The organism is Pararhodobacter sp. SW119, from assembly GCF_017811755.1.
GTDB lineage: Bacteria > Pseudomonadota > Alphaproteobacteria > Rhodobacterales > Rhodobacteraceae > Pararhodobacter.
In genome coordinates this window covers 33,185-52,652 of the sequence record NZ_JADDJF010000023.1, presented here as the reverse complement: position 1 = coordinate 52,652, position 19,468 = coordinate 33,185, and the positions used below count along the sequence as shown (strand labels likewise).

Genomic DNA, 19,468 nt, shown 5'->3' with positions numbered 1-19,468 from the left:
ACGACGCCGATGCTCAGCTCGCGTGAGCGGTAGCTCCCGTCCACCGCCTTGGCATAGGCGGGAAGACTGACACAGTCGACACCGTCCGGCATCGCGAACGCGCCCGCCTCGTGCATCCCGGCGATGAGGAGGATGTCGGGGTCCTGACCGCACTCCTTCAGCGCGCTCGCCAGCAGCATGTTGCGCCGCAAGTGCCCGAAACCGAGCGTGTCATGGGAGTAAAGCACGACGCGGGGCCTACGCGCCGCAGTGTCCCGTCCACCGACCGGTCCGCCGATTGCCGGAGACGCGCGCCCGAGTTCGAACTTGCCCATGCAACCCTCTTTCATCGCGTGCGTCCGCCGCACACCGCGCCGGCCCGGATCGGCACCGGTATTCAGAAAACGGGAGAGCACGCGTTATATTCCACCCGAAGTTAACAAGAACTCACTGCAGACTTGGGACCATCCCCTGCGACGCCACAGGACGCTACAGGGCCACCGAAAGCCTTGCTCAATTGGATGTGGGACGATACTTCGCAGATGCAGTATCCCTTGAGGCCTGTCATGCGACCTCTTCACGGCATCATTCTGAAGATTGCGTCGGTGCTTGTGTTCATCACGATGGCGTCGTTGATCAAGGCGACCGATGGGCGTGTACCCCCAGGCGAGGTCGTGTTCTTCCGATCGGTCTTTGCCGTGCCGATCATCGTCGCCTGGCTGGCCTGGCGCCATGAGTTGGCAACGGGGTTTCGCGCCAAGGCACCGATGGCGCATGTCTGGCGCGGTTTCGTCGGGACTTCGGCGATGGGACTGGGATTTGCCGGTCTGCTGTTCCTGCCTTTGCCCGAGGTCACCGCGATCGGTTACGCCGCACCGATACTGACCGTGATCTTCGCCGCGATGTTTCTGGGCGAGGAGGTCCGAATCTTTCGGATCTCGGCGGTGGTTCTGGGCGTGATCGGCGTGCTGATCGTCCTGTCGCCCCGGCTTTCGGTGGGCGCGGACTTGTCCGAAGCAGAGGCGCTGGGAGCGATGCTGGTTCTCGGCGCAGCGGTCTTTGCGGCACTCGCGCAGATTTTCGTTCGCAGGCTGGTTCAGACCGAATCGACCAGCGCCATTGTTTTCTGGTTTTCGATCACCGCCTCCGGGCTCAGCCTGCTGACGCTGCCTTACGGTTGGGTCGTGCCAGGGCCGGGGGATGTAGTGCTTCTGGTCCTTGCCGGGTTGCTGGGGGGTGTGGGCCAGGTTCTGCTGACGTCTTCCTATCGCCACGCCGACGCTTCGGTGATTGCGCCGTTCGAGTATGTTTCGATCCTGTTTGCGCTGGCCATAGGCTACTGGATATTTGACGAGGTTCCGACCCTTACCATGCTGGGTGGCGCAGCCCTAGTCGTTCTGGCGGGTGTCTTGATCATCTGGCGCGAACGGCAACTGGGGCTTGAACGGGGGCGTCAGCGCAAGGCGATGACGCCGCAGGGATGATGGCTTGGGCGTGCGCGATGCTGCGCGACAAGCCGACGCGGGATCAGGTGCCGGATCACTTCGATCGGCGCCGCGCCGGATGAAGTGTCCAGCCTATGACGTGTGCGCCCAACCGCGCTTAACCAGTGGTGCGCTTACCAGATCTGTTGGGGTCGCCGCGGTGTCCGCGCAAGGTTCAGCCCGTCCGCCATTCGGATCCGTGCCTCGGCGGCGGAGGCGAGCGTTTCGGCCTCGGACAGGACTGCCAGAAGCCGGGTGGAAGCGTGGTCGGTGAGAAGCCGTGCCGCCAGGCGCGCCTCGCCGGCGTCGAGCAGGACCTCGGCGCTGCGCAGCAGGTCGGGGAGATCTTGGGCGAGGCGTGCTTCGGTCGCGCGGCAATGGGTCCAGACCTCTGCCAGGATCGGTCCGGCGGATTGAAACGCGAGATGCATGAGCCGCTTTCCCGCTTGAAAGGCCGAGCGCGTGACCTCGGCACCCTGAGAAATGTGGCTAACCGAGTCGGGGTTGCGTCTGGCGCGCCGGTCGTCGAGGAAGCGCGCGCTTTCGCCCGAGGTCAGGTAGCGGTGGGGACCGTATTCGGGCGGCACGTCGGACATGCCGATGAAGACGGGCACCAGCGGCGCCGTCACCGGGCCGACCGGGGCGTGCCACATGACGCGCAGGGCGTCGTGGCGCGGGTGGGTCAGGGGAACGACCTGGCCGTAGCCGGCGGTATCGCCGGTCAGCTTTTCGGTGGCGATGGACCAGACGACATCGGCAAGACCGATCTTCTCGGGCCGGGCCGCGCGCGCCTGCATCTCGGTCTCCACCCATTGCACGCCTTCCCAGCGGCCCTTGGCGTCGCCGTAGACACGGTTGACGTCGAAGGGGTGCGCGGGGTCGTGCCAGCCCTTGTCCTGCGCGAAGCGGATGAAGTGGTCGGGAAAGCGGAACGTGTCGCTCGGCGCGGAGGGGATTTCGCCGATCCATCCGGGGCGCGCGGCGCGGATGGCGTCGGGGCCCAGGCGTTCGGCGACCCAGAGCTTCTGCGCGCCGGCGAATTCGATCACCACCCAGGCTTCGTCCGGGTCGGCGATGATGTGGGAATTGCCGCCATAGCAGGAATAGCCGTGCTCGGCGATCAGGGCGGCGATGATATCGACCCCTTCGCGGGCGGTGCGGGCGCGTTCCAGCACGATGCGGGCGAGGTCGGAATAGTTGGGGCCCGACTGGTCGGGCGGGGTCATCGCGATCAGCTCGGCGCGGGAGGAGGACCAGATGTCGCGCACCGCGACGCCGTGTTCGTTGAGCCCACCGTTGGTGATCGGCGCGGGCACGCCGAGGTAGTGGCTGTAGCTGACGCGCAGGTGGCGGAAGGTCTCAGCGACCTGCGGGATCTCGGACCGGACGCCTGGCAGGTTGGACTTTGGCGAGACGCCGACCTTGATGGTGCTGCCCGGCGCGTGGGTTTGGCGCGGGACCAGTTCCAGCCAGTGACTGGAGGGTTCGTCGCCGTAGCCCGCCAGCCAGGCATGGCCGTCGGCGGTGTGGTCGCGGCCGATGTAGATGCCGTAGCTCATGCGGGGGCGGGCTCCTGGGTCAGGGGGTAGTGGCAGGCGACCTGGCCGCCAGTGGTCGCGGGTTCCAGCCGCGGGATGCGGGTGGCGCAGTCGGGGCGGGCGACGGGGCAGCGGGGGTGGAATTCGCAGCCCGGGGGCCGGGCGTTCAGCGCCGGCGTCTCGCCCTTCAGGACGATGCGTTCGCGCCGGGCGGTGGGGTCGGGTTCGGGGTTCGCGGCCATCAGGGCGCGGGTGTAGGGATGCGCGGGGGCGGTGAGCAGGCGCTCGACAGGGCCGACCTCGACGATGCGGCCGAGGTACATCACGGCGATGCGGTCGGCGATGTGGCGCAGGATGTTGAGGTTGTGGGTGATGATCAGCGTGGTCAGGCCGTGGTCGGCCTTGATGCGGTTCATCAGGTTCAGGATCTCGCCCTGAACCGAGACGTCGAGGCCGGCGGTGGGCTCGTCGGCCAGCACCAGCGTGGGGGTCAGGGCGAGGGCGCGGGCGACGCCGACGCGGCGGGCCTGGCCGCCCGAGAGCTGGTGCGGGTAGCGGTTGAGGAAGTCGGGGCCGAGGCCGGCGTCTTCGAGTAGCTGCACGGCCTTGGCCTGACGGTCCTTCAGGGGCAGGCCATGGATGGCGAAGGGTTCCAGCACCAGGTCGCGCACGGTCTTGCGCGGGGAGAGCGAGCCGACCGGGTCCTGGAACATCATCGCGACGCGGCGGCGGATGGCGTGCCAGTCGGGGCTTTCGTGCAGGGGCGTGCCGTCGAAGGTGACCTGGCCACCGGCGAGCGGAACGAGGCCGTTGATGGCGCGGGCGAGCGTGGTCTTGCCCGAGCCGGATTCGCCGACGATGGCCAGCGTCTCGCCCGCCGTGACCTCGAGCGAGACGCCGTCGAGGGCGCGGACGCGGCGTTTTTCGGGCGGGGTCAGCAGGGCCTTGAGGCCGCCGACGGCGGGGAATTCGACGACGACGTCGCGGAGCGAAAGGAGCGGGGTCATGGCCGGTTTTCCGGCTGGCGGGACGCGGGCGAAAGGCCCGGAATCGACCCGGAAAGCCGGGTTTTCCGGCCCAAGGGCGCGCGGTCCGCTAGCGGACCGGAGGGCAACCTTTTGTTTTGAAATATTAAAAATCGTGATCGCAACCGAATTTTAACCTTTGCTGGACGCATCACGAGCCCTCCGGCCCGGAATGGTGGCAGGCGGCCCAGTGGCCGGGTCGCTGGGGCGCGCGCGGGGGTGGCGTGGCGCAGATTTCGGTGGCGCGCTCGCAGCGGTCCTGGAAGATGCAGCCGGCGGGCGGGTCGGTCAGGTCGGGCAGGCTGCCGGGGATCGAGGGCAGGTCGGCCACGCGCACCTTCAGCCTGCCCGGGTCGCATTCGATCAGCTTGATCGTGTAGGGGTGCCCGGGGCGGAGGAAGACGTCCTCGACCGGCCCCTCCTCGACCGCGACGCCGGCGTACATGACCACGACGCGGTCGCAGAGTTCAGCGATGACGCCGAGGTGGTGCGAGATGAAGAGGATGGCGCAGCCGATCTCGCGCTGGATCTCTTTCAGCAGTTCTATGATCTGCACTTCAAGCGTGGCGTCGAGCGCCGTGGTCGGCTCGTCCGCGATCAGCACGCGGGGGCGCATCAGCGCGGCCATGGCGATGGCGACGCGCTGGCGCATGCCGCCGGACAACTCGTGCGGGTAGGCGGAGAGCTTGCCGACCGGGTCGGGGATGCCGACGCGGCCCAGCATGTTGGCGGAGCGGCGGTCCTTCTCAGTGCGGTTGCCGGGCTGGCGATACTGGATGTCGCGCATCTGCCGGCCGATGCTGAGGACCGGGTTGAGCGACGTCATCGGGTCCTGGAAGATGACCGACATCTCCTGCCCGCGCATCTGGCGCAGGCGGCGGGTGGAGGCGTGGGTGACATCCTCGCCCTCCAGCGTGATGCGGCCGGCGGGGAGGGTGGCGTTTTCGGGCAGGAGTTGCAGGAGCGCGTTGATGAGGGTGGATTTCCCGCAGCCGGATTCGCCCACGACGCCGACGATTTTCCCCTCGGGCACGGTGATCGACACGTCGCGCAGGGCCTGCAGCGCGCCTTCGCGGGTGGCGTAGTGGACCGTCAGGTCGTCGATCTGCAGGGCGGCGGTCATCGGGTCTTCCTCAGCCTGGGGTCGAGCTGGTCGCGCAAAGCCTCGCCCAGGAAGGTGAAGCCGACGGTGGCGAGGATCAGGGGCAGCCCGCCCGAGAGGAGAATCCAGGGGGTGGTGCGGATGTAGTCGAACCCGTCCTTCAGCGTTGCGCCCCAGCTTGGCGTGCCGGGCGGGACGCCGATGCCGAGAAAGCTCATGCCGGCTTCGATGGTGATGACGACGGGCAGGTTCATGGCGGCGAGGATGAAGAAGGGACCCAGCACGTTGGGCAGGATGTGGTGAAAGACGATGCGCGCGAAGGAGGCGCCCATCGCGCGCTCGGCCAGGATGAATTCGGAGTTCTTGAGGGACAGCGTCTGCGTGCGCACGACCCGGCCGTATTCGGCGAACGAGGTGATGACGACGACGATGATGACGGTGCCGAGGCCGCGCGGCATCAGCGCGGCGAGTGCGAGCGCGAGGATGATCGTCGGATAGGCGCGGAGCGTGTCGAAGAAGAAGAGAAGCGCGTTGTCCAGCCAGCGCGGCCCGAAACCCGCCAGCATCCCGAGGATCAGGCCGATCAGGCCGGAGATGGTGACGGCGGTGAGGGCGACGTAAAGCGCGATCCGCCCGCCCTGCAGCAGGCGCGAGAAGGTGTCGCGGCCGAGGTTGTCGGTGCCCATCCAGTAGGTCGTCGATGGGGTCGCAAAGCGGTCCACGAGGTTCATCGCCGTGGGATCATGCGGGGCGATGACATCGGCGAAGATTGCCGAGACGACGAGCAGCGTGACGATCGCCAGTGCGAAGACGGCCAGCGGATCGGCCAGCAGCCGGCCGAGAAGCGTGTGGCGAAAGGCGTTCATGCCTTGGACCTGTGCCGCGGGTCGAGGGCGGCGTTGATCAGGTCGGCGATCAGCGCGCAGGTGACGAAGAAGCCGATGGCGACCAGCATCGAGCCCATGACGACGGGATAGTTGCGCCCCGAGACGCTGTCGTAGATGAGCGAGCCGAGGCCGGGGCGCGAAAACACGATCTCGGCGAAGACGGCGCTGGAGAGCATGCCGCCGATGCCGACGCCGAGGACCTGCACGGCGGGCAGGATCGCCACGCGCAGGGCGTAGTTGTAGATGACCGTCCGGCGCGGCAGGCCGAAGGCGCGGGCGGTGCGGATGTAGTTTTCGCCCAACGCCTCGAGCATCGAGGCGCGGACGATGCGCGCGACGTAGCCGACCCAGGCGAGGCCGATGGCGAAGGAGGGCAGGGCGAGGTGATAAAGGCGGCTCATGATGTCGCCGGGCTCGCCCGCGCCGATGGTCGGGAACCAGCGCAGCCAGACCGAGAAGACCAGCAGCGAATAGAGCGCGACGACAAAGGAGGGGGCGGCGATGAACGCGACCGACAGAACGCCCGAGATGCGGTCGAGCCAGCTGCCCCGGTTGTCGGCCGAAAAGGCGCCGAGCAGGATGCCCAGCGTCGCCGACCAGAAGATCGCGCCGAAGACCAGCGCCATGGTGTGCGGCAGCGCGTTGAGCACGGCCTCGGCCACCGGGCGGTTGCGGTTGAAGTCGGTGCCCATGTCGCCCGTCAGGATGCGGCCCCAGAACTGGGCGATCTGGACGTAGACGGGGTTGTCGAGGCCCATGCGCTCGCGGAAGTCGGCGCGGATCTCGGCCGTGGCGCGGGGGCCGAGCAGCACGGTTGTTGGGTCGCCCGGAAGCGTGATCATCACCGTATAGAGCGCCGAGATCGCGAAGAAGACGATCGCGAGCGCGAGGACGATGCGCTGGAAGGTATAGCGGAGCATGCGGGGTCAGGGCCGGCCCCGGCGCGGAATCAGTCGCGCCGGGGCCCTGTCTCAGGCGCGGCGGAAGAACTGCACCAGCGGCAGCCCGTCAGGCCGTGTCGCCGGGACGATGCTGTCGGCATAGAGGTTCGCGGTCACGCCATGCGTGATAAACCGGTAGGCGCCGGATTCCTCCATCAGGTCCTGCATCCGGCGGTACATCTCGTCGCGGCGGTCGGGGTCGGTCTCGCTCAGTGCCTCCTCGTGCAGGCGATCGAACTCCTCGTTCGAGAACTGTTCCCAGTTCCAGTCGCCAATCTGGTCGGTGACGAACCAGGCGGTCGCGTAATAGGGGTCCGGCGTCATCGAGAATTGCTTGATGGTCAGCTCCAGATCCTGCCAGCGGTCGCCGTCGGCGGCGACACCGAGGCTCCAGAACGAGCCGCCCTCGTGGACGGTGATGTTCAGCTCGATCCCGGCCTGCGCCATCATCGCCTGCATCACCTGCGCCGCGGTGGTGTGGGTGACGTTGTTGAGCACGTCGATGTTGATCTGCAGCGTGTCGACGCCGGCCTCGTCCAGCAGTTCGCGGGCGCGGGCGAAATCGGCCTGCGGCGGGATCATCGTTTCGGGCCGGTGGCCGATCAGGCCGGGCGCGATGATCCCGGTCGCGGGTTCGGCCACGTCGAAATAGGCTGCCTGCAGGATCGAGGGGACGTCGATGGCGTGCATGATCGCCCGGCGCACGCGCTCGTCCTCGAACTTCGGGTGCTCCATGTTGAGCCCGACCCAAGTGTAGAAGAGGGCCGGATGCACCGACAGCTGCATCCCCTCCGGCGGGCTGTCCTGCAGCCGCGCGACCGAGGCCGGGCCGATCGCGGTGAAATCGACATCGCCGGCTTCGCGGGCGATCTCGGCGGCGGCCTCATCGACGATTACGATCAGGTCCACGCGCTCGAAGTCGGCGGGCTCGCCCGAGAAGTCTGGGTTGCGCTCCAGCACCCAGCGCTCGCCCAGGCGGTGCTCGACGACGCGGTAGGGGCCGCAGACGGCGGGCGGGATGGCGGTGGTGATCTTGCCGCCGGCGGCTTCGACCGCCTCCTTGCAGATGATCGTGCCGGCCAGGTAGGGCAGCGCGATGGTCCACATCGGCGCGAACGGACGCTCCATATGGATGATGCCGGTGTGGGTGCCGGTCACCTCGACATGGGTGAAGGTGCCGAGGTCGGGCTTGATGCGGGAGTTGTTCTCCTCGACCATATGGCGGTCGAGCGAGAATTTCACGTCCTCGGCGGTAATCTCGCCAAAACCGTCGGACCACATCTGGCCTTCCTTCAGGCGAAATTCGATCGTCGTCGGGCTGGTCTGCTCGATCGACTCGGCCAGGTCCAGCTGCCAGTCCCATTCGTCGCCGGGGACGTACTGGATCAGCTTGCGGTAGATGCAGCCGTAGAGCAGTTCCTCCAGAAAGCCCGAGGCGTCGAGCGGGTCGTAGTCGTCGGGTTCCAGATAGGCGCGGACGTTCAGCCGGCCATCCTGCGCCCAGGCGACGACAGGCAGCAGGCTGAGGGTGCCCAGCGCGGCGGTCCCGGCCAGGAACTGGCGGCGCGTCGCAGCGGGAAAGAGGTGGCGGGGTATGGCGTGGGTCATCGGTAGCTCCCGGTTGGCGTGAGGGGTCAACAGCCGTGGTGCGGGGTTGGGCCCCGTCGTGGGTCTATCCTGCGGATGGGGGTGGGGATCGGGCAAGGGTGTTCTTGGGATCAGGGGCAGGCTTCTGACGCTGTGGGGGCGTCAGGTCGCGTCAGGGGGTCAGGCGGGCAGTTCGATGGCGGTCATCATGTGCATCCCGGCACCGCCGACCGCCAGCATGCGGGCGACGTGGCGCGGCAGGTCGGGGCTGTCGGGGTCGAAGACGCCGGTGGCGCGCATGGCGCGATGGGTGCTGGTGCGCGCGCCCAAGTATTCCAGGAAGACCTGCGCGGCGAAGGGCGCACGGGCGCTGCGTCCCTGCACGCCCAGCGTCATGCCGGTCAGGAACTGCGGCTCCTCGGTGGCGGCGGGAAAGAGGATCGTCTGCGACAGCGAGCGCAGCGCGCGGGCGTTGTGGTCGACGATGAATATGCGCCCGCCCAGCATCACCGCGACGCCGACATAGCGGACGAAATGCGACCGGCCCAGCGGCGTCTCGGTCGGCTGGATACGCTCGCACAAACAGGTGTAGTAGACGCCCTTGTAGGCGCTGATCCGCAAGAGCGACCGGCGGATCATGCCGGGCCGGCTGGGGGTGTAGTAGTAGTAGTGGTAGTAGCCGCAATAGGGCCGCAGGCTGTCGACCGAGGTGGTGAACATCCGGTCGATATGGCTTGCCGCCGGACCCAGCGCGCGGATCAGGTGACGCGCGCGCGGACGCAGCGAGACGATCTCGGAGAACCGGCCGGGGGGCAGCGCCAGCTCCTCCTCCTCGACGCCGAAATAGTCGCAGATCCGGCGCAGGTTGCGGGCCGAGGGGCGGGCGCTGCCGTTGAGGTATTTGGTGAACTGCTGGCGGTTGATGCCCATCGCCCGGCAGGCCTCGGAAATCGAGGGGGCGTAGCTGCACATCAGCTTGAGGTTGCGCACCAGCGTGTCCGGCATGGGCGCGATGCTGACGCACTAACGGCCGCGTTGCAAGTCAAATCGCGTCAGGTCGCGTCCGCTCCACCGCGCGGATCGGTGCCGGGGCCGGCGCCGGCAGGGTGCTGGAAAGTGTATGGCAAGCGGCTGGCAAGCGTATGGCAAGCGTATGGCAGTTCCGAACGGTGCGGCAGGGATTTGGAAAGGACTGCGCCCGCCGGCGTCGTGCTTTGACGGAGGCGGGCAAGGGGGCGCTGCCCCCCTCTTGGCTAGGCCAATTCACCCCCCGGGATATTTTCGGACAGATGAAGTCGGAGGGGGTGGGAGTGACCCGCACTTGGCGGCGTGGCCTTTTTTCGCCGCGCGCGCAGCGCGCGGCGCCCGGCCCAACGCGAGGAAGGTTGTGCGGAACGCGCACAGCCTGACGAGGGGCGGGAGAACCTCCGTCACCCCCGTGCCGTTGCCCCCGCCCTTTCCCCCTCAGACGCCGTCGCGCGGGATGCTCAGGTCCCAGTCGCGTCGGCAGACCAGCGCCTCGCCCGCGTAGGCCTCGAGGCGGGCGCGGATGTGGAAGCTGTCGGCGTCGCAGGTCATCTCGTGGCGGGTTTCCGTGCGGATGCGCCAGTCGCCGCGGCCGAGGTGGAAGCTCCAATGCGCCGTGTTGCGCGCGCTGAGCGGGTCGTCGGGATGGATCTCCCAGGTCTCGGTGATGGTCTTGGCGGTCTCCATGCCGGTGCTTTCGTGGCGGGTGTGGCCTCCGTCGGTGATCAGGCGCAGGCGGTGGGTGCCGTCGTCCAGCACCTCCTCGATCCGCTCGAAGCTTTCGGGGCGGAGTTGCGCGGCACTGCCGTCGCGGGTCTGTTCGGGGGGGCCGAAGCTGGGGGCGGGCGCGTCGAGGTCCGGGCGCAGCGGCAGGTCGAGGTGGCTGCCGGCAGGGTCGACCTGCAGGCTGAGCGGCGCCGCCGAGGGCCAGAGCATCGGCCAGTAGGCGGTCGAGAGCGCCAGTCGCAGGCGGTGGCCGGCGGGCAGGCGGTAGGCGATGTCGTTGAGCTGGACGTCGACCTCGACCGGCGCGCCGGGGATCAGGGGGTCCACGCGGTCGTGGCCGGCGCGGTGGGTCAGGTTCAGCGCGCCGAGCGTGATCAGCGCCACGGTCCCGTCGGGGCGCAGGTCGCAGAGGCGCGCCACGACGAAGCCGGTGGCCTGGTCGGGGGTCAGCCGCAGGCGCAGGCGGGCGGCGCCGACGATGTCCCAGGCCGCGTCGAGCGGGGCGGTGTCGAGCGTCAGGCACTGCGCGTCGTCAGGGGCCTGGTCGCCGGCGAGTTCGTCGAGGCTGCGCATGCCGGGGCAGAAGCGCTGGCCGGTCAGCCCCACGGTCTGCGGGTTGGCGACAGTCAGGGGCGTGTCGCCCGCCGCGTCGCCGAGGCCGGTTTCCGACAGGTGCAACCGGTGGGTGCCGATCCGGCGCGAGGGCCAGGCGGGCTCGGCGATCCATTGCCCCTTGCGCGCCAGCATCCGGCGGGCGGGGGGCTCGGAGTCCAGCATGTACATGCGGTAGCCCTGCGCGGCCGGAACATCCGCGCCCTTCAGGTAGCGGTCGAACCAGGCCTTCACCTCGGCCAGGAAACCGATGGCGGGGTCGGGCCAGGCGACGTTGGGGTATTTGTGCGCCCAGGGGCCGACCAGCCCCGCGACCGGCGACGAAAGCCCCGCCAGCACGCGCGGCACGGCGTTGGAATAGGCGTCGGCCCAGCCGCCGACGGCGAGGATCGCGGCCTTGACTGCACTGAGATCCTCGCAGACCGAGGCGCGGCGCCAGTAGGCGTCGCGGCGCTGGTGGGTGAGCCAGGTCTCGATCAGCAGCGGCTGCGCCTCGAGCCGTTCGCGCCAGATCTGCTGCCAGTCGTCGCCCACGATCGCGGGGTCGGGCGGGCGCGAGGAATAGGCCAGCATCTGCTGCGACCAGAGCATGTTTTCCGTCAGCAGGCACCCGCCCATGTAGTGGATGTCGTCGGCGTAGCGGTCGTCGGTGAAGCAGATCGTCACCGCCGCCTTCAGCGCCGGGGGGGCCAGTTGCGCGATCTGCAGCCCGTTGAACCCGCCCCAGGAGATGCCGATCATGCCGACCGCGCCGGTGCACCAGGGCTGCGCGGCGAGCCATTCGATCACCTGCACGCCGTCGTCGAGCTCCAGATCGGAATATTCGTCCGCCATGAACCCGTCCGAATCGCCGTTGCCGCGGATGTCGACGCGCACGCCGGCGTAGCCGTTGCGCGCGAGCCAGGCATGGGTCAGTTCATCGCGCGCGAGCGTGCCGTCGCGGCGGCGATAGGGCAGGTATTCGAGGATGGCTGGGACCGGGCGCGTGGCGGCGTCAGGCGGCAGCCAGATGCGGGCGGCAAGGCGCGTGCCGTCGCGCATCTCGATCCAGACCGGGTCGTGGATCTGCGGTGCGTCCTGGGTTGTCTGCGGACTGGCGGTGTCGGTCATCGCGCGCTCCCTCGTGCTGCGGGCGCAGTGAGCGCGGATCGGGGGGCGCGTGCAAGTGCGCGATGCGCGGGACCGCGACGCGAGCCGGCGCGGCGCGGGCGTCAGGACGCTCCAGCAAGCTGGTAGGCGGGCGTCGGCGCGGAAGGATCGGCGCCGGGGCGGGTTGGTTTGGCGGATTGCGGGGATCGACGACGGTGGGCGTTCAGCCGGTCATGCCGTCCCAGAAACTCTTCACCTTGGAGAAAAAGCTCGACCCCTCGGGGTTGTTATTCTCCGAGAGCGATTCGAACTCGCGCATGAGTTCCTTCTGCTTCGCGGTCAGGTTCACCGGCGTCTCGACCACCAGTTCCAGCCGCATGTCGCCCTGCCCGCCACCGCGCAGCGCCGGCATCCCCTTGCCGCGCAGGCGCATCTGCTTGCCGGTCTGGCTGCCGGCGGGCACCTTCACGCGACTGCGGCCACCGTCGATCGTGGGAACCTCCACCTCGCCCCCCAGGGCGGCGGCGGCGAAACTGATCGGCACGCGGCAGTGCAGGTCCTGCCCGTCGCGCTGGAAGAGCGCATGCTCGCGCACTTCGATGAAGATATAGAGGTCGCCCGGCGGTCCGCCGCGCAGCCCGGCCTCGCCTTCGCCCGAGAGGCGGATGCGGGTGCCGGTCTCGACCCCCGCGGGGATGTTGACGGAGAGCGTGCGTTCCTTTTCAACCCGGCCGGCGCCGCGGCAGGACTTGCAGGGATTCTTGACGATCTGACCCAGCCCGCCGCAGGTCGGGCAGGTGCGTTCGATGGTGAAGAAGCCCTGTTGCGCGCGCACCTTGCCCATGCCGCCGCAGGTCGGGCAGCTGACCGGTTCGGCGCCGCCCTCGGCGCCGGTGCCGTTGCATTCGTCGCAGGCGGCCAGGGTCGGGACCCGGACGGATTTCTGGATGCCGGTGAATGCTTCTTCCAGCGTCACGCGCAGATTGTAGCGCAGGTCCGACCCGCGGCTGGCGCGCTGGCGTCCGCCGCCGCGCCCGCCGCCCATGAAGTCGCCAAAAAGGTCCTCGAACACGTCCGAGAAGGCCGAGGAGAAATCCGCGCCGGGGTGCATGCCGCCGCCGCGTGCGCCGCGCGGGCCGCCGCCCATGCCCCCTTCGAAGGCGGCGTGGCCGAAGCGGTCGTAGGCGGCTTTCTTTTCGGGGTCCTTCAGCGCCTCGTAGGCCTCGTTGACTTCCTTGAAGGCCGCCTCGGCGCCGGGGTTGTCTGCGTTGCGGTCGGGATGCAGTTCCTTGGCCTTGCTGCGATAGGCTTTCTTGATCTCATCGGCCGATGCGCTGCGTGTCACCCCCAGCACATCGTAGAAATCTTTCTTTGCCATTCCGGACCTCGGTCTATGCGATCTATGCGAAGGGCCCCGGACCGGCTTTCTGCCGGTCGGGGCCCAGTAGGTGGCGGCGCCTTACTTGCGCTTGTCGTCGCCGTCGAGGTCTTCGAACTCTGCGTCGACCACATCATCGTCGGCCGAACGCGGGGCGTCTTCCGGCGACGCCTCCTCGGTTTCGGCGGCTTCGGCCTGGGCCTTGTAGATCGCCTCGCCCAGCTTCATCGACGCGTCGCGGACGTTGTTGATGCCAGACTTGATCTTGTCGGCATCCTCGCCCTCCAGGCTTTCCCTGAGCGCCGAGATCGCCAGTTCGATCGCCTCGGCGGTGGTCGGGTCGACCTTTTCGCGATACTCCGCCAAGGACTTCTCGGTGGAGTGGATCAGGCTTTCGGCCTGGTTCCTCGCCTCGACCAGATCGCGGCGCTTCTTGTCGGCCTCGGCGTTGGCCTCGGCGTCGCGCACCATCTTCTGGATCTCGTCGTCGGTCAGACCGCCCGAGGCCTGGATGGTGATCCGCTGCTCCTTCGCCGTCGCCTTGTCCTTGGCGGAAACGCTGACGATGCCGTTTGCGTCGATGTCGAAGGTCACCTCGATCTGGGGCATCCCCCGCGGCGCCGGCGGGATCCCTTCGAGGTTGAACTGACCGAGCAGCTTGTTGTCGCCGGCCATTTCACGCTCGCCTTGGAAGACCCGGATCGTCACGGCGCCCTGGTTGTCCTCGGCGGTCGAGAAGACCTGGGACTTCTTCGTCGGGATCGTGGTGTTGCGGTCGATGAGCCGGGTGAAGACGCCACCCAGGGTTTCGATGCCGAGGCTCAGCGGGGTGACGTCCAGCAGCACGACATCCTTCACGTCGCCCTGCAGCACGCCGGCCTGGATCGCCGCGCCCATGGCGACGACCTCGTCGGGGTTGACGCCCTTGTGCGGCTCCTTGCCGAAGAACTTGGTCACTTCCTCGTGGACCTTCGGCATGCGCGTCATGCCGCCGACCAGCACCACCTCGTCGATGTCGCCCTTGGAAAGGCCGGCATCCTTCAGCGCCTGCTGGCAGGGCTTGATCGAGCGCTTGATCAGGTCTTCGACCAGGCTTTCCAGCTTGGAGCGGGTCAGCTTCATCACCATGTGCAGCGGCTGCCCGGTCTGCTTGTCCATCGAGATGAAGGGCTGGTTGATCTCGGTCTGCTGGGCCGAGGAAAGTTCGATCTTGGCCTTTTCGGCGGCTTCCTTGAGCCGCTGCAGCGCCATCTTGTCGAGGCTGAGATCGACGCCGTGCTCCTTCTTGAACTCGTCGGCGAGGTAGTTGACGATCCGCATGTCGAAGTCCTCGCCGCCGAGGAAGGTGTCCCCGTTGGTGGACTTCACCTCGAAGAGGCCGTCGTCGATTTCCAGGATGGTGATGTCGAAGGTGCCGCCGCCAAGGTCATAGACCGCGATGGTGCGGGCTTCCTTCTTGTCCAGACCGTAGGCCAGCGCGGCCGCGGTCGGCTCGTTGATGATGCGCAGCACCTCGAGGCCGGCGATCTTGCCGGCGTCCTTGGTGGCCTGACGCTGGGCGTCGTTGAAGTAGGCGGGCACGGTGATGACGGCCTGCGTGACCTTCTCGCCCAGGTAACTCTCGGCGGTCTCCTTCATCTTCTGAAGGATGTAGGCCGAGATCTGGGCGGGGCTGTACTTCTCGCCGCGCACCTCGACCCAGGCGTCGCCATTGCCGCCGTCGACGATGTTGTAGGGGACAAGCTTCTTGTCCTTCTCGACCTCGGCATCGCCGAGCCGGCGGCCGACAAGCCGCTTGACGGCGAAGACCGTGTTGGTCGGGTTGGTGACGGCCTGACGCTTGGCCGGCTGGCCGACCAGCCGCTCGCTTTCGGTGAAGCCGACGATCGAGGGCGTGGTGCGCGCCCCTTCGGCATTCTCGATCACCCGTGCTTGGGAGCCGTCCATGATGGCCACACAACTGTTCGTGGTACCCAGGTCGATTCCGATGACTTTGGCCATGTGCTTACCTCTTCTTTCGGCGATGTCTTGAGGCGACGGTCCCATCAGGCTCCGTTGCCCCGATCCCTTTGACCCGGTGGATGCCCGCGCGGCATCACCCGGCTTCGTCGGCTATATAGGAAGGCGTTTTTGGGCCTGCAAGCGGTGGGTCCACCGCATTTTGCGTTCTGCGTCCTTCGATCAGTTGGCGAAAAGCGCGATTATCGCGGGCAGCGTGGCCACGCTGATCGCCGTCGAGATGAGGATCGCGGCCGAGACACGGGCGATCGCGATATTGAAATGCTGGGCCAGGATGTAGACGTTTCCGGCAACCGGCAGCGCCGCCGCGGCGATCAGCACGCCGGCCTTGAACGGCTCGACCTTGAACAGCAGGAGCGCCGCCACGCCGACCGCCGCCGGGTGCAGGATCAGCTTGGCGAAGCTGAGCCAGCCGGCAACGGTCAGCCGTTCGGCGCGATTGTTGGCAAGCGACGCGCCGATCGCAAAGAGCGCGCCGGGGGTCGCCGCCGCCCCCAGAAGCACGAGGAACGCGTCCACCGGTTGCCAGAGCGCGAGGCCCGTCGCCGACCAGGCGAGGCCGAGCACCATCGCCACGATCATCGGGTTCCGCAACAGGCCCAGGCCGATGATCCGCGGCAGGTCGGGCGACAGGCGCCCCTCGCGCGTGAGCGTCACGATGACGGTGAGAAGCGTCGAGAACACCACAAGATCGATGGCGAGAACCAGGATGATCGTGCCCGCCGCGGCCTCGCCCAGCAGCAGGACCAGCATCGGCACGCCCAGAAAGCCGGTGTTGCCGATGACCGCGACCTGCGCTTCCATCGCCGCCTCGGCGACCGGCCGGCGCCGGGCGAAGGCCACCGCCATCGCGATCGCATAGACCAGCGCACAGCCCCAGAGATAGGCGAGCGCAACGCGCAGGTCGAAAAGCTCGCTCGCCGGCATCGACGCGGAAAAGCCGAACAGCATCGCCGAGAGGGCGAAGTAGAAGACGAACTTGGTGAGCCAGGCGGTGGCCTCGGCCGGGAAGAAGCCTGCCCGCCCGGCGCTGTAGCCCAGGGCGATGACCGCGAAGAACGGCAGGGTCTGAATGAAGACCGCTAGCATGGTTTCGGGTCAGCACGCGAGCCGCTGTCCGGCGAACGGCGCACGCGATGCCCCGGTCAGTTGCCGTAGCGGTTCAGGATCGCGTCCAGCCGCTGGCCCTGCACCGACGGCGTGCGCGCGCGTGACGCGCCGCCGAACGCGCTGGAATAAGCCTCGACGTCATAGGTCGGAATGCCGAGGTTCAGGGTCTGGACGGTCAACTGGCCGGTGGATTCCAGCAGGGAATAGCTGGCGAGTTGCAGCGCCGCCGCGGCCTCGATCCGGGCGAATTGGGCGTCGAGCAGTTCCTGTTCGGCGTTGAGGACGTCCAGCGTGGTGCGCGCGCCAAGCTCGGCCTCGGCGCGGACGGCGTCGAAGGCGGCGCGCGCGGCTTCGATCTGCTGGTCGCTCGCGCTCAGCCGGGCGCGCGCCACCGCCAGCCGCGACCAGTTCGACGCGACCGCCTGCTGCGTCTCGGCCACCGTCTGATGGAGCGACGCGCGCTGGCCTTCGGTGCGCGCGATCGCCTGCCGTTCGCCCGAGGCCAGGCGACCGCCCTGATAAAGCGGCACGTTCCAGCGGACACCGGCGTTCAGGTCCGAGTTGGTCCTTCGGCCGGGCAGGCCCGGTTGCGGCGCGTGCGTGACATCGGCCGAGATCTCGCCGCTGACCGTCCCGTAGCGTTGGGTGCGGGCGATCTCTCCGCCCAGCTCGGCGGCGCGGACCTGGTGCTGCGCCTGGGTGATCGCGGGATACCGGACGCGCGCCGTCGCCACCGCGGTGTCGAGCGAGGCGGGCAGTTGCGGAAGCCGCGGCATCGCCGAAAGCGCGCCGGGATAGCGCCCGACGGCAAGTCGGAATTCCTCGCGCGCGACGGCCAGGTCGCCTTCGGCCGCGGATAGCGCCGAGCGCGCCGCGGCGAGTCGCGCCTCGGCGATGGCGACGTCGGTGCGGGTTGAATCGCCCAGTTCGAACCGCTCGCGCGCGGCGCGCAGTTCCTGTTCGATCAGCCGCACGTTGCTTTGCCGCAAGCCGATGACCTGTGCCGCCGTCTGTATGTCGACATAGGCTGCGACAGCGCGGAACAGGACGGCCTGCTCGATCCCGATCAGGGCGGCGCGCAGGGCGAGAACCTGTTCGCGGGTCGCCGCGACCCCCAGCCGGCCGCGCCCGAAGTCGATCAGCGTCATCTCGGCGACCAGCCGCGCCTGGGCGCTGTTGCGGGTGGCGGAGGTGACGAAGTTCAGCACCGGCAGCAGCGCCGCGCGGGCCTGGACGACATCCTCGTCCGTGGCGCGGAGCAGGGCGCGGTTCTGGTCCAGCAGGTTCGAGTTGCGGTAGGCCGCGACCAGCGTGTCGGCCAGCGTCTCGGCGCGCGCCGGAAGCGCCGCCGATGTCGCCAGCAAGGTCAGGGCGGTCAGCGCCGTGAGGATACGTCGTTTCATGCTCATGCCTGCACCTTCGTTCACCGCGCCTTTTTGCGGCGCTTCATGCGACGGGCCGGCACGCCGGCCCGTCAAAGCGCGAAGCTTTGCTCGCGCGCGAAACCTTCCAGAACCGGGGCCGAACTGTTGAACGCATCCCGCCAGCGCAGCACACCCTTGCGCTTGATGCCCAGCCGCGCCGTCCCCAATGCGCCATCCATGAACAACGCCGCCGCGCGCCCGCCTTCCTTGATCTGGTCTTCAATCTCGGCGGGGAAGCGCTCGATCCCGCCCTGGATGATCACCGCGTCGTAGGGGGCGTGGCGCGGCGCGCCACCCGGTGCCGGGGCGTTCACGACGATCACGTTGCCGATCTCGCTCGCGGCGAGGGCCGTTTCGGCCTCGGCCGCAAGGTCGGCGTCGGGTTCGAGCGCGATCACGGCTTCCGCCAGTTGCGCGATGACCGCGCTTGAATAGCCAAGCCCCGGCGCCACGTCGAGGACGAGGTCGGTGGGGCCGATCGCCAGCGCGTCGAGCATCTTCGAAAGCGTTCGCGGATCGAGGATCACCCGGTCCGGCGAAAGCGTCAGGTTCTCGCCCAGATAGGCGATCTCGGACAGGGCGTCGGGGACGAAACGCTCGCGCGGGACGTGAAGCATGGCCTGGATCAACGGAAGCTTGGTCACGTCCGAGGGACGCACTTGCGTGTCGACCATCATTCTACGAAGGGCGGCGAAATCGGGCATAACGGAGCCTGTCACTAGCGCATTCACGACCTCATGCCACAAGCCGTCGAGCCTGGCAACTGCGGCGCTGCGCGTCATGGCGGGTTGTGACCTTGACACGCCACCCGATCCGCAGGTCAGCGCGCGGCATCGGGTACTGGGCCTTTGCCGGGTGCCTCAAGCCGGCGGTGACGGCGACCGGCAGTATCTGAAAGGGCTTGGAGGCAGGCGCGGCTTGGCGCAGACTATCCGCGGGGCGGCGCAGACACGCCCCGGGGACAATCAGGAGGGGCGGATGCTCAAGGAGTTTCGCGATTTCATCGCTCGCGGCAATGTCATGGACATGGCCGTCGGGATCATCATCGGCGCGGCGTTCACCGCGATCGTCACCTCGATGGTCGACGATCTTGTCAATCCGCTGATCGGTCTGTTCGTCGGGGGGGTCGATTTCAGCGCGGTCAGCTTCGGGCTGGGGGAGGCCCAGTTCATGGTCGGCAACTTCATCAACGCGGTGATCAAGTTCCTGATCATCGCCTGGGTCGTGTTCCTGCTGGTGAAGGCGGTCAATGCGATCCGCGATCGGGCGCTGCGCCGCGAGGCCGAGGGCAAGCCCGAGCCCGAGGCCGCGCCGCCGCCGCCGCAGGAGACGCTGCTGGCCGAGATCCGCGATCTGCTCAAGACGCGCCAGGTCTGACCCCGGGGCCGCCCGACGCGGGCGGCGCAGGGTCTTGCGAGGCACCGCAGAACGGGGGTGCACAAAATTGTGCGCCCCATTCAACACGCTGAGAAGATTGCGTAAAAGTTGCCCCGCTAACCGCAGCGAAACCTTTGGGCGGTGTCGCCCGGGCGAAACGAAAA

General features: G+C 68.1%; 15 protein-coding genes and 1 pseudogene. 2 read left to right on the top strand and 14 right to left on the bottom strand.

Going from position 1 to position 19,468, the window contains the following annotated elements:
- Positions 1–314, bottom strand: a pseudogene (locus IM708_RS13485) (hypothetical protein); the annotation flags it as partial.
- Positions 315–545: 231 nt separating this feature from the next.
- On the opposite strand from IM708_RS13485, the gene IM708_RS13480 reads away from it, so the two are divergent.
- Positions 546–1,463, top strand: a complete 918-nt coding sequence (locus IM708_RS13480; protein WP_209427093.1) for a DMT family transporter — start codon at positions 546–548, stop codon at positions 1,461–1,463.
- Positions 1,464–1,597: 134 nt separating this feature from the next.
- Here IM708_RS13480 and IM708_RS13475 read toward each other — a convergent pair whose 3' ends face one another.
- The 13 genes from IM708_RS13475 to IM708_RS13415 all read right to left on the bottom strand — a co-directional run bounded on the left by IM708_RS13475 (position 1,598) and on the right by IM708_RS13415 (position 18,631).
- On the bottom strand, positions 1,598–3,022 hold the full coding sequence (locus IM708_RS13475) for a C69 family dipeptidase (RefSeq protein WP_209427092.1): 1,425 nt from the start codon (positions 3,020–3,022) through the stop codon (positions 1,598–1,600).
- On the bottom strand, positions 3,019–4,008 hold the full coding sequence (locus IM708_RS13470; RefSeq protein WP_209427091.1) for an ABC transporter ATP-binding protein: 990 nt from the start codon (positions 4,006–4,008) through the stop codon (positions 3,019–3,021). The genes IM708_RS13475 and IM708_RS13470 overlap by 4 nt, the downstream gene beginning before the upstream one ends.
- A 169-nt stretch (positions 4,009–4,177) precedes the next feature.
- Positions 4,178–5,149 (bottom strand): ABC transporter ATP-binding protein, encoded by a 972-nt coding sequence (locus IM708_RS13465; protein WP_209427090.1) that lies wholly within the window; start codon positions 5,147–5,149, stop codon positions 4,178–4,180.
- A complete protein-coding gene (locus IM708_RS13460) occupies positions 5,146–5,994 on the bottom strand; it encodes an ABC transporter permease (protein ID WP_209427089.1) in 849 nt (282 codons plus the stop codon). The genes IM708_RS13465 and IM708_RS13460 overlap by 4 nt, the downstream gene beginning before the upstream one ends.
- Entirely contained in the window at positions 5,991–6,935 is a 945-nt protein-coding gene (locus tag IM708_RS13455; protein WP_209427088.1) for an ABC transporter permease, read from the bottom strand. Before IM708_RS13455 ends, IM708_RS13460 begins: the two co-directional genes overlap by 4 nt.
- A gap of 51 nt (positions 6,936–6,986) precedes the next feature.
- On the bottom strand, positions 6,987–8,564 hold the full coding sequence (locus IM708_RS13450) for an ABC transporter substrate-binding protein (protein ID WP_209427087.1): 1,578 nt from the start codon (positions 8,562–8,564) through the stop codon (positions 6,987–6,989).
- A gap of 159 nt (positions 8,565–8,723) precedes the next feature.
- Entirely contained in the window at positions 8,724–9,548 is an 825-nt protein-coding gene (locus IM708_RS13445; RefSeq protein WP_209427086.1) for a helix-turn-helix transcriptional regulator, read from the bottom strand.
- Positions 9,549–10,007: 459 nt separating this feature from the next.
- Complete coding sequence (locus IM708_RS13440; RefSeq protein WP_209427085.1) at positions 10,008–12,017, bottom strand: CocE/NonD family hydrolase; 2,010 nt, start codon at positions 12,015–12,017, stop codon at positions 10,008–10,010.
- A 202-nt stretch (positions 12,018–12,219) separates the two neighbouring features.
- Positions 12,220–13,374 carry a molecular chaperone DnaJ gene (gene dnaJ / locus IM708_RS13435; RefSeq protein ID WP_209427084.1) on the bottom strand — a complete coding sequence of 385 codons (1,155 nt, stop codon included), beginning with the start codon at positions 13,372–13,374 and terminating at the stop codon, positions 12,220–12,222.
- A gap of 81 nt (positions 13,375–13,455) precedes the next feature.
- On the bottom strand, positions 13,456–15,375 hold the full coding sequence (gene dnaK / locus IM708_RS13430) for a molecular chaperone DnaK (protein WP_209427083.1): 1,920 nt from the start codon (positions 15,373–15,375) through the stop codon (positions 13,456–13,458).
- A 180-nt stretch (positions 15,376–15,555) separates the two neighbouring features.
- A complete protein-coding gene (locus IM708_RS13425; protein ID WP_209427082.1) occupies positions 15,556–16,482 on the bottom strand; it encodes an AEC family transporter in 927 nt (308 codons plus the stop codon).
- 56 nt (positions 16,483–16,538) lie between these two features.
- A complete protein-coding gene (locus IM708_RS13420) occupies positions 16,539–17,912 on the bottom strand; it encodes a TolC family protein (RefSeq protein ID WP_209427081.1) in 1,374 nt (457 codons plus the stop codon).
- A gap of 65 nt (positions 17,913–17,977) precedes the next feature.
- Positions 17,978–18,631 (bottom strand): rRNA adenine N-6-methyltransferase family protein, encoded by a 654-nt coding sequence (locus tag IM708_RS13415; protein ID WP_209427097.1) that lies wholly within the window; start codon positions 18,629–18,631, stop codon positions 17,978–17,980.
- Between the two features lie 274 nt (positions 18,632–18,905).
- On the opposite strand from IM708_RS13415, the gene mscL reads away from it, so the two are divergent.
- Positions 18,906–19,304: a large-conductance mechanosensitive channel protein MscL gene (mscL, locus tag IM708_RS13410; protein WP_209427080.1), complete on the top strand. Its 399-nt coding sequence runs from the start codon at positions 18,906–18,908 to the stop codon at positions 19,302–19,304.
- Positions 19,305–19,468: the final 164 nt, after the last annotated feature.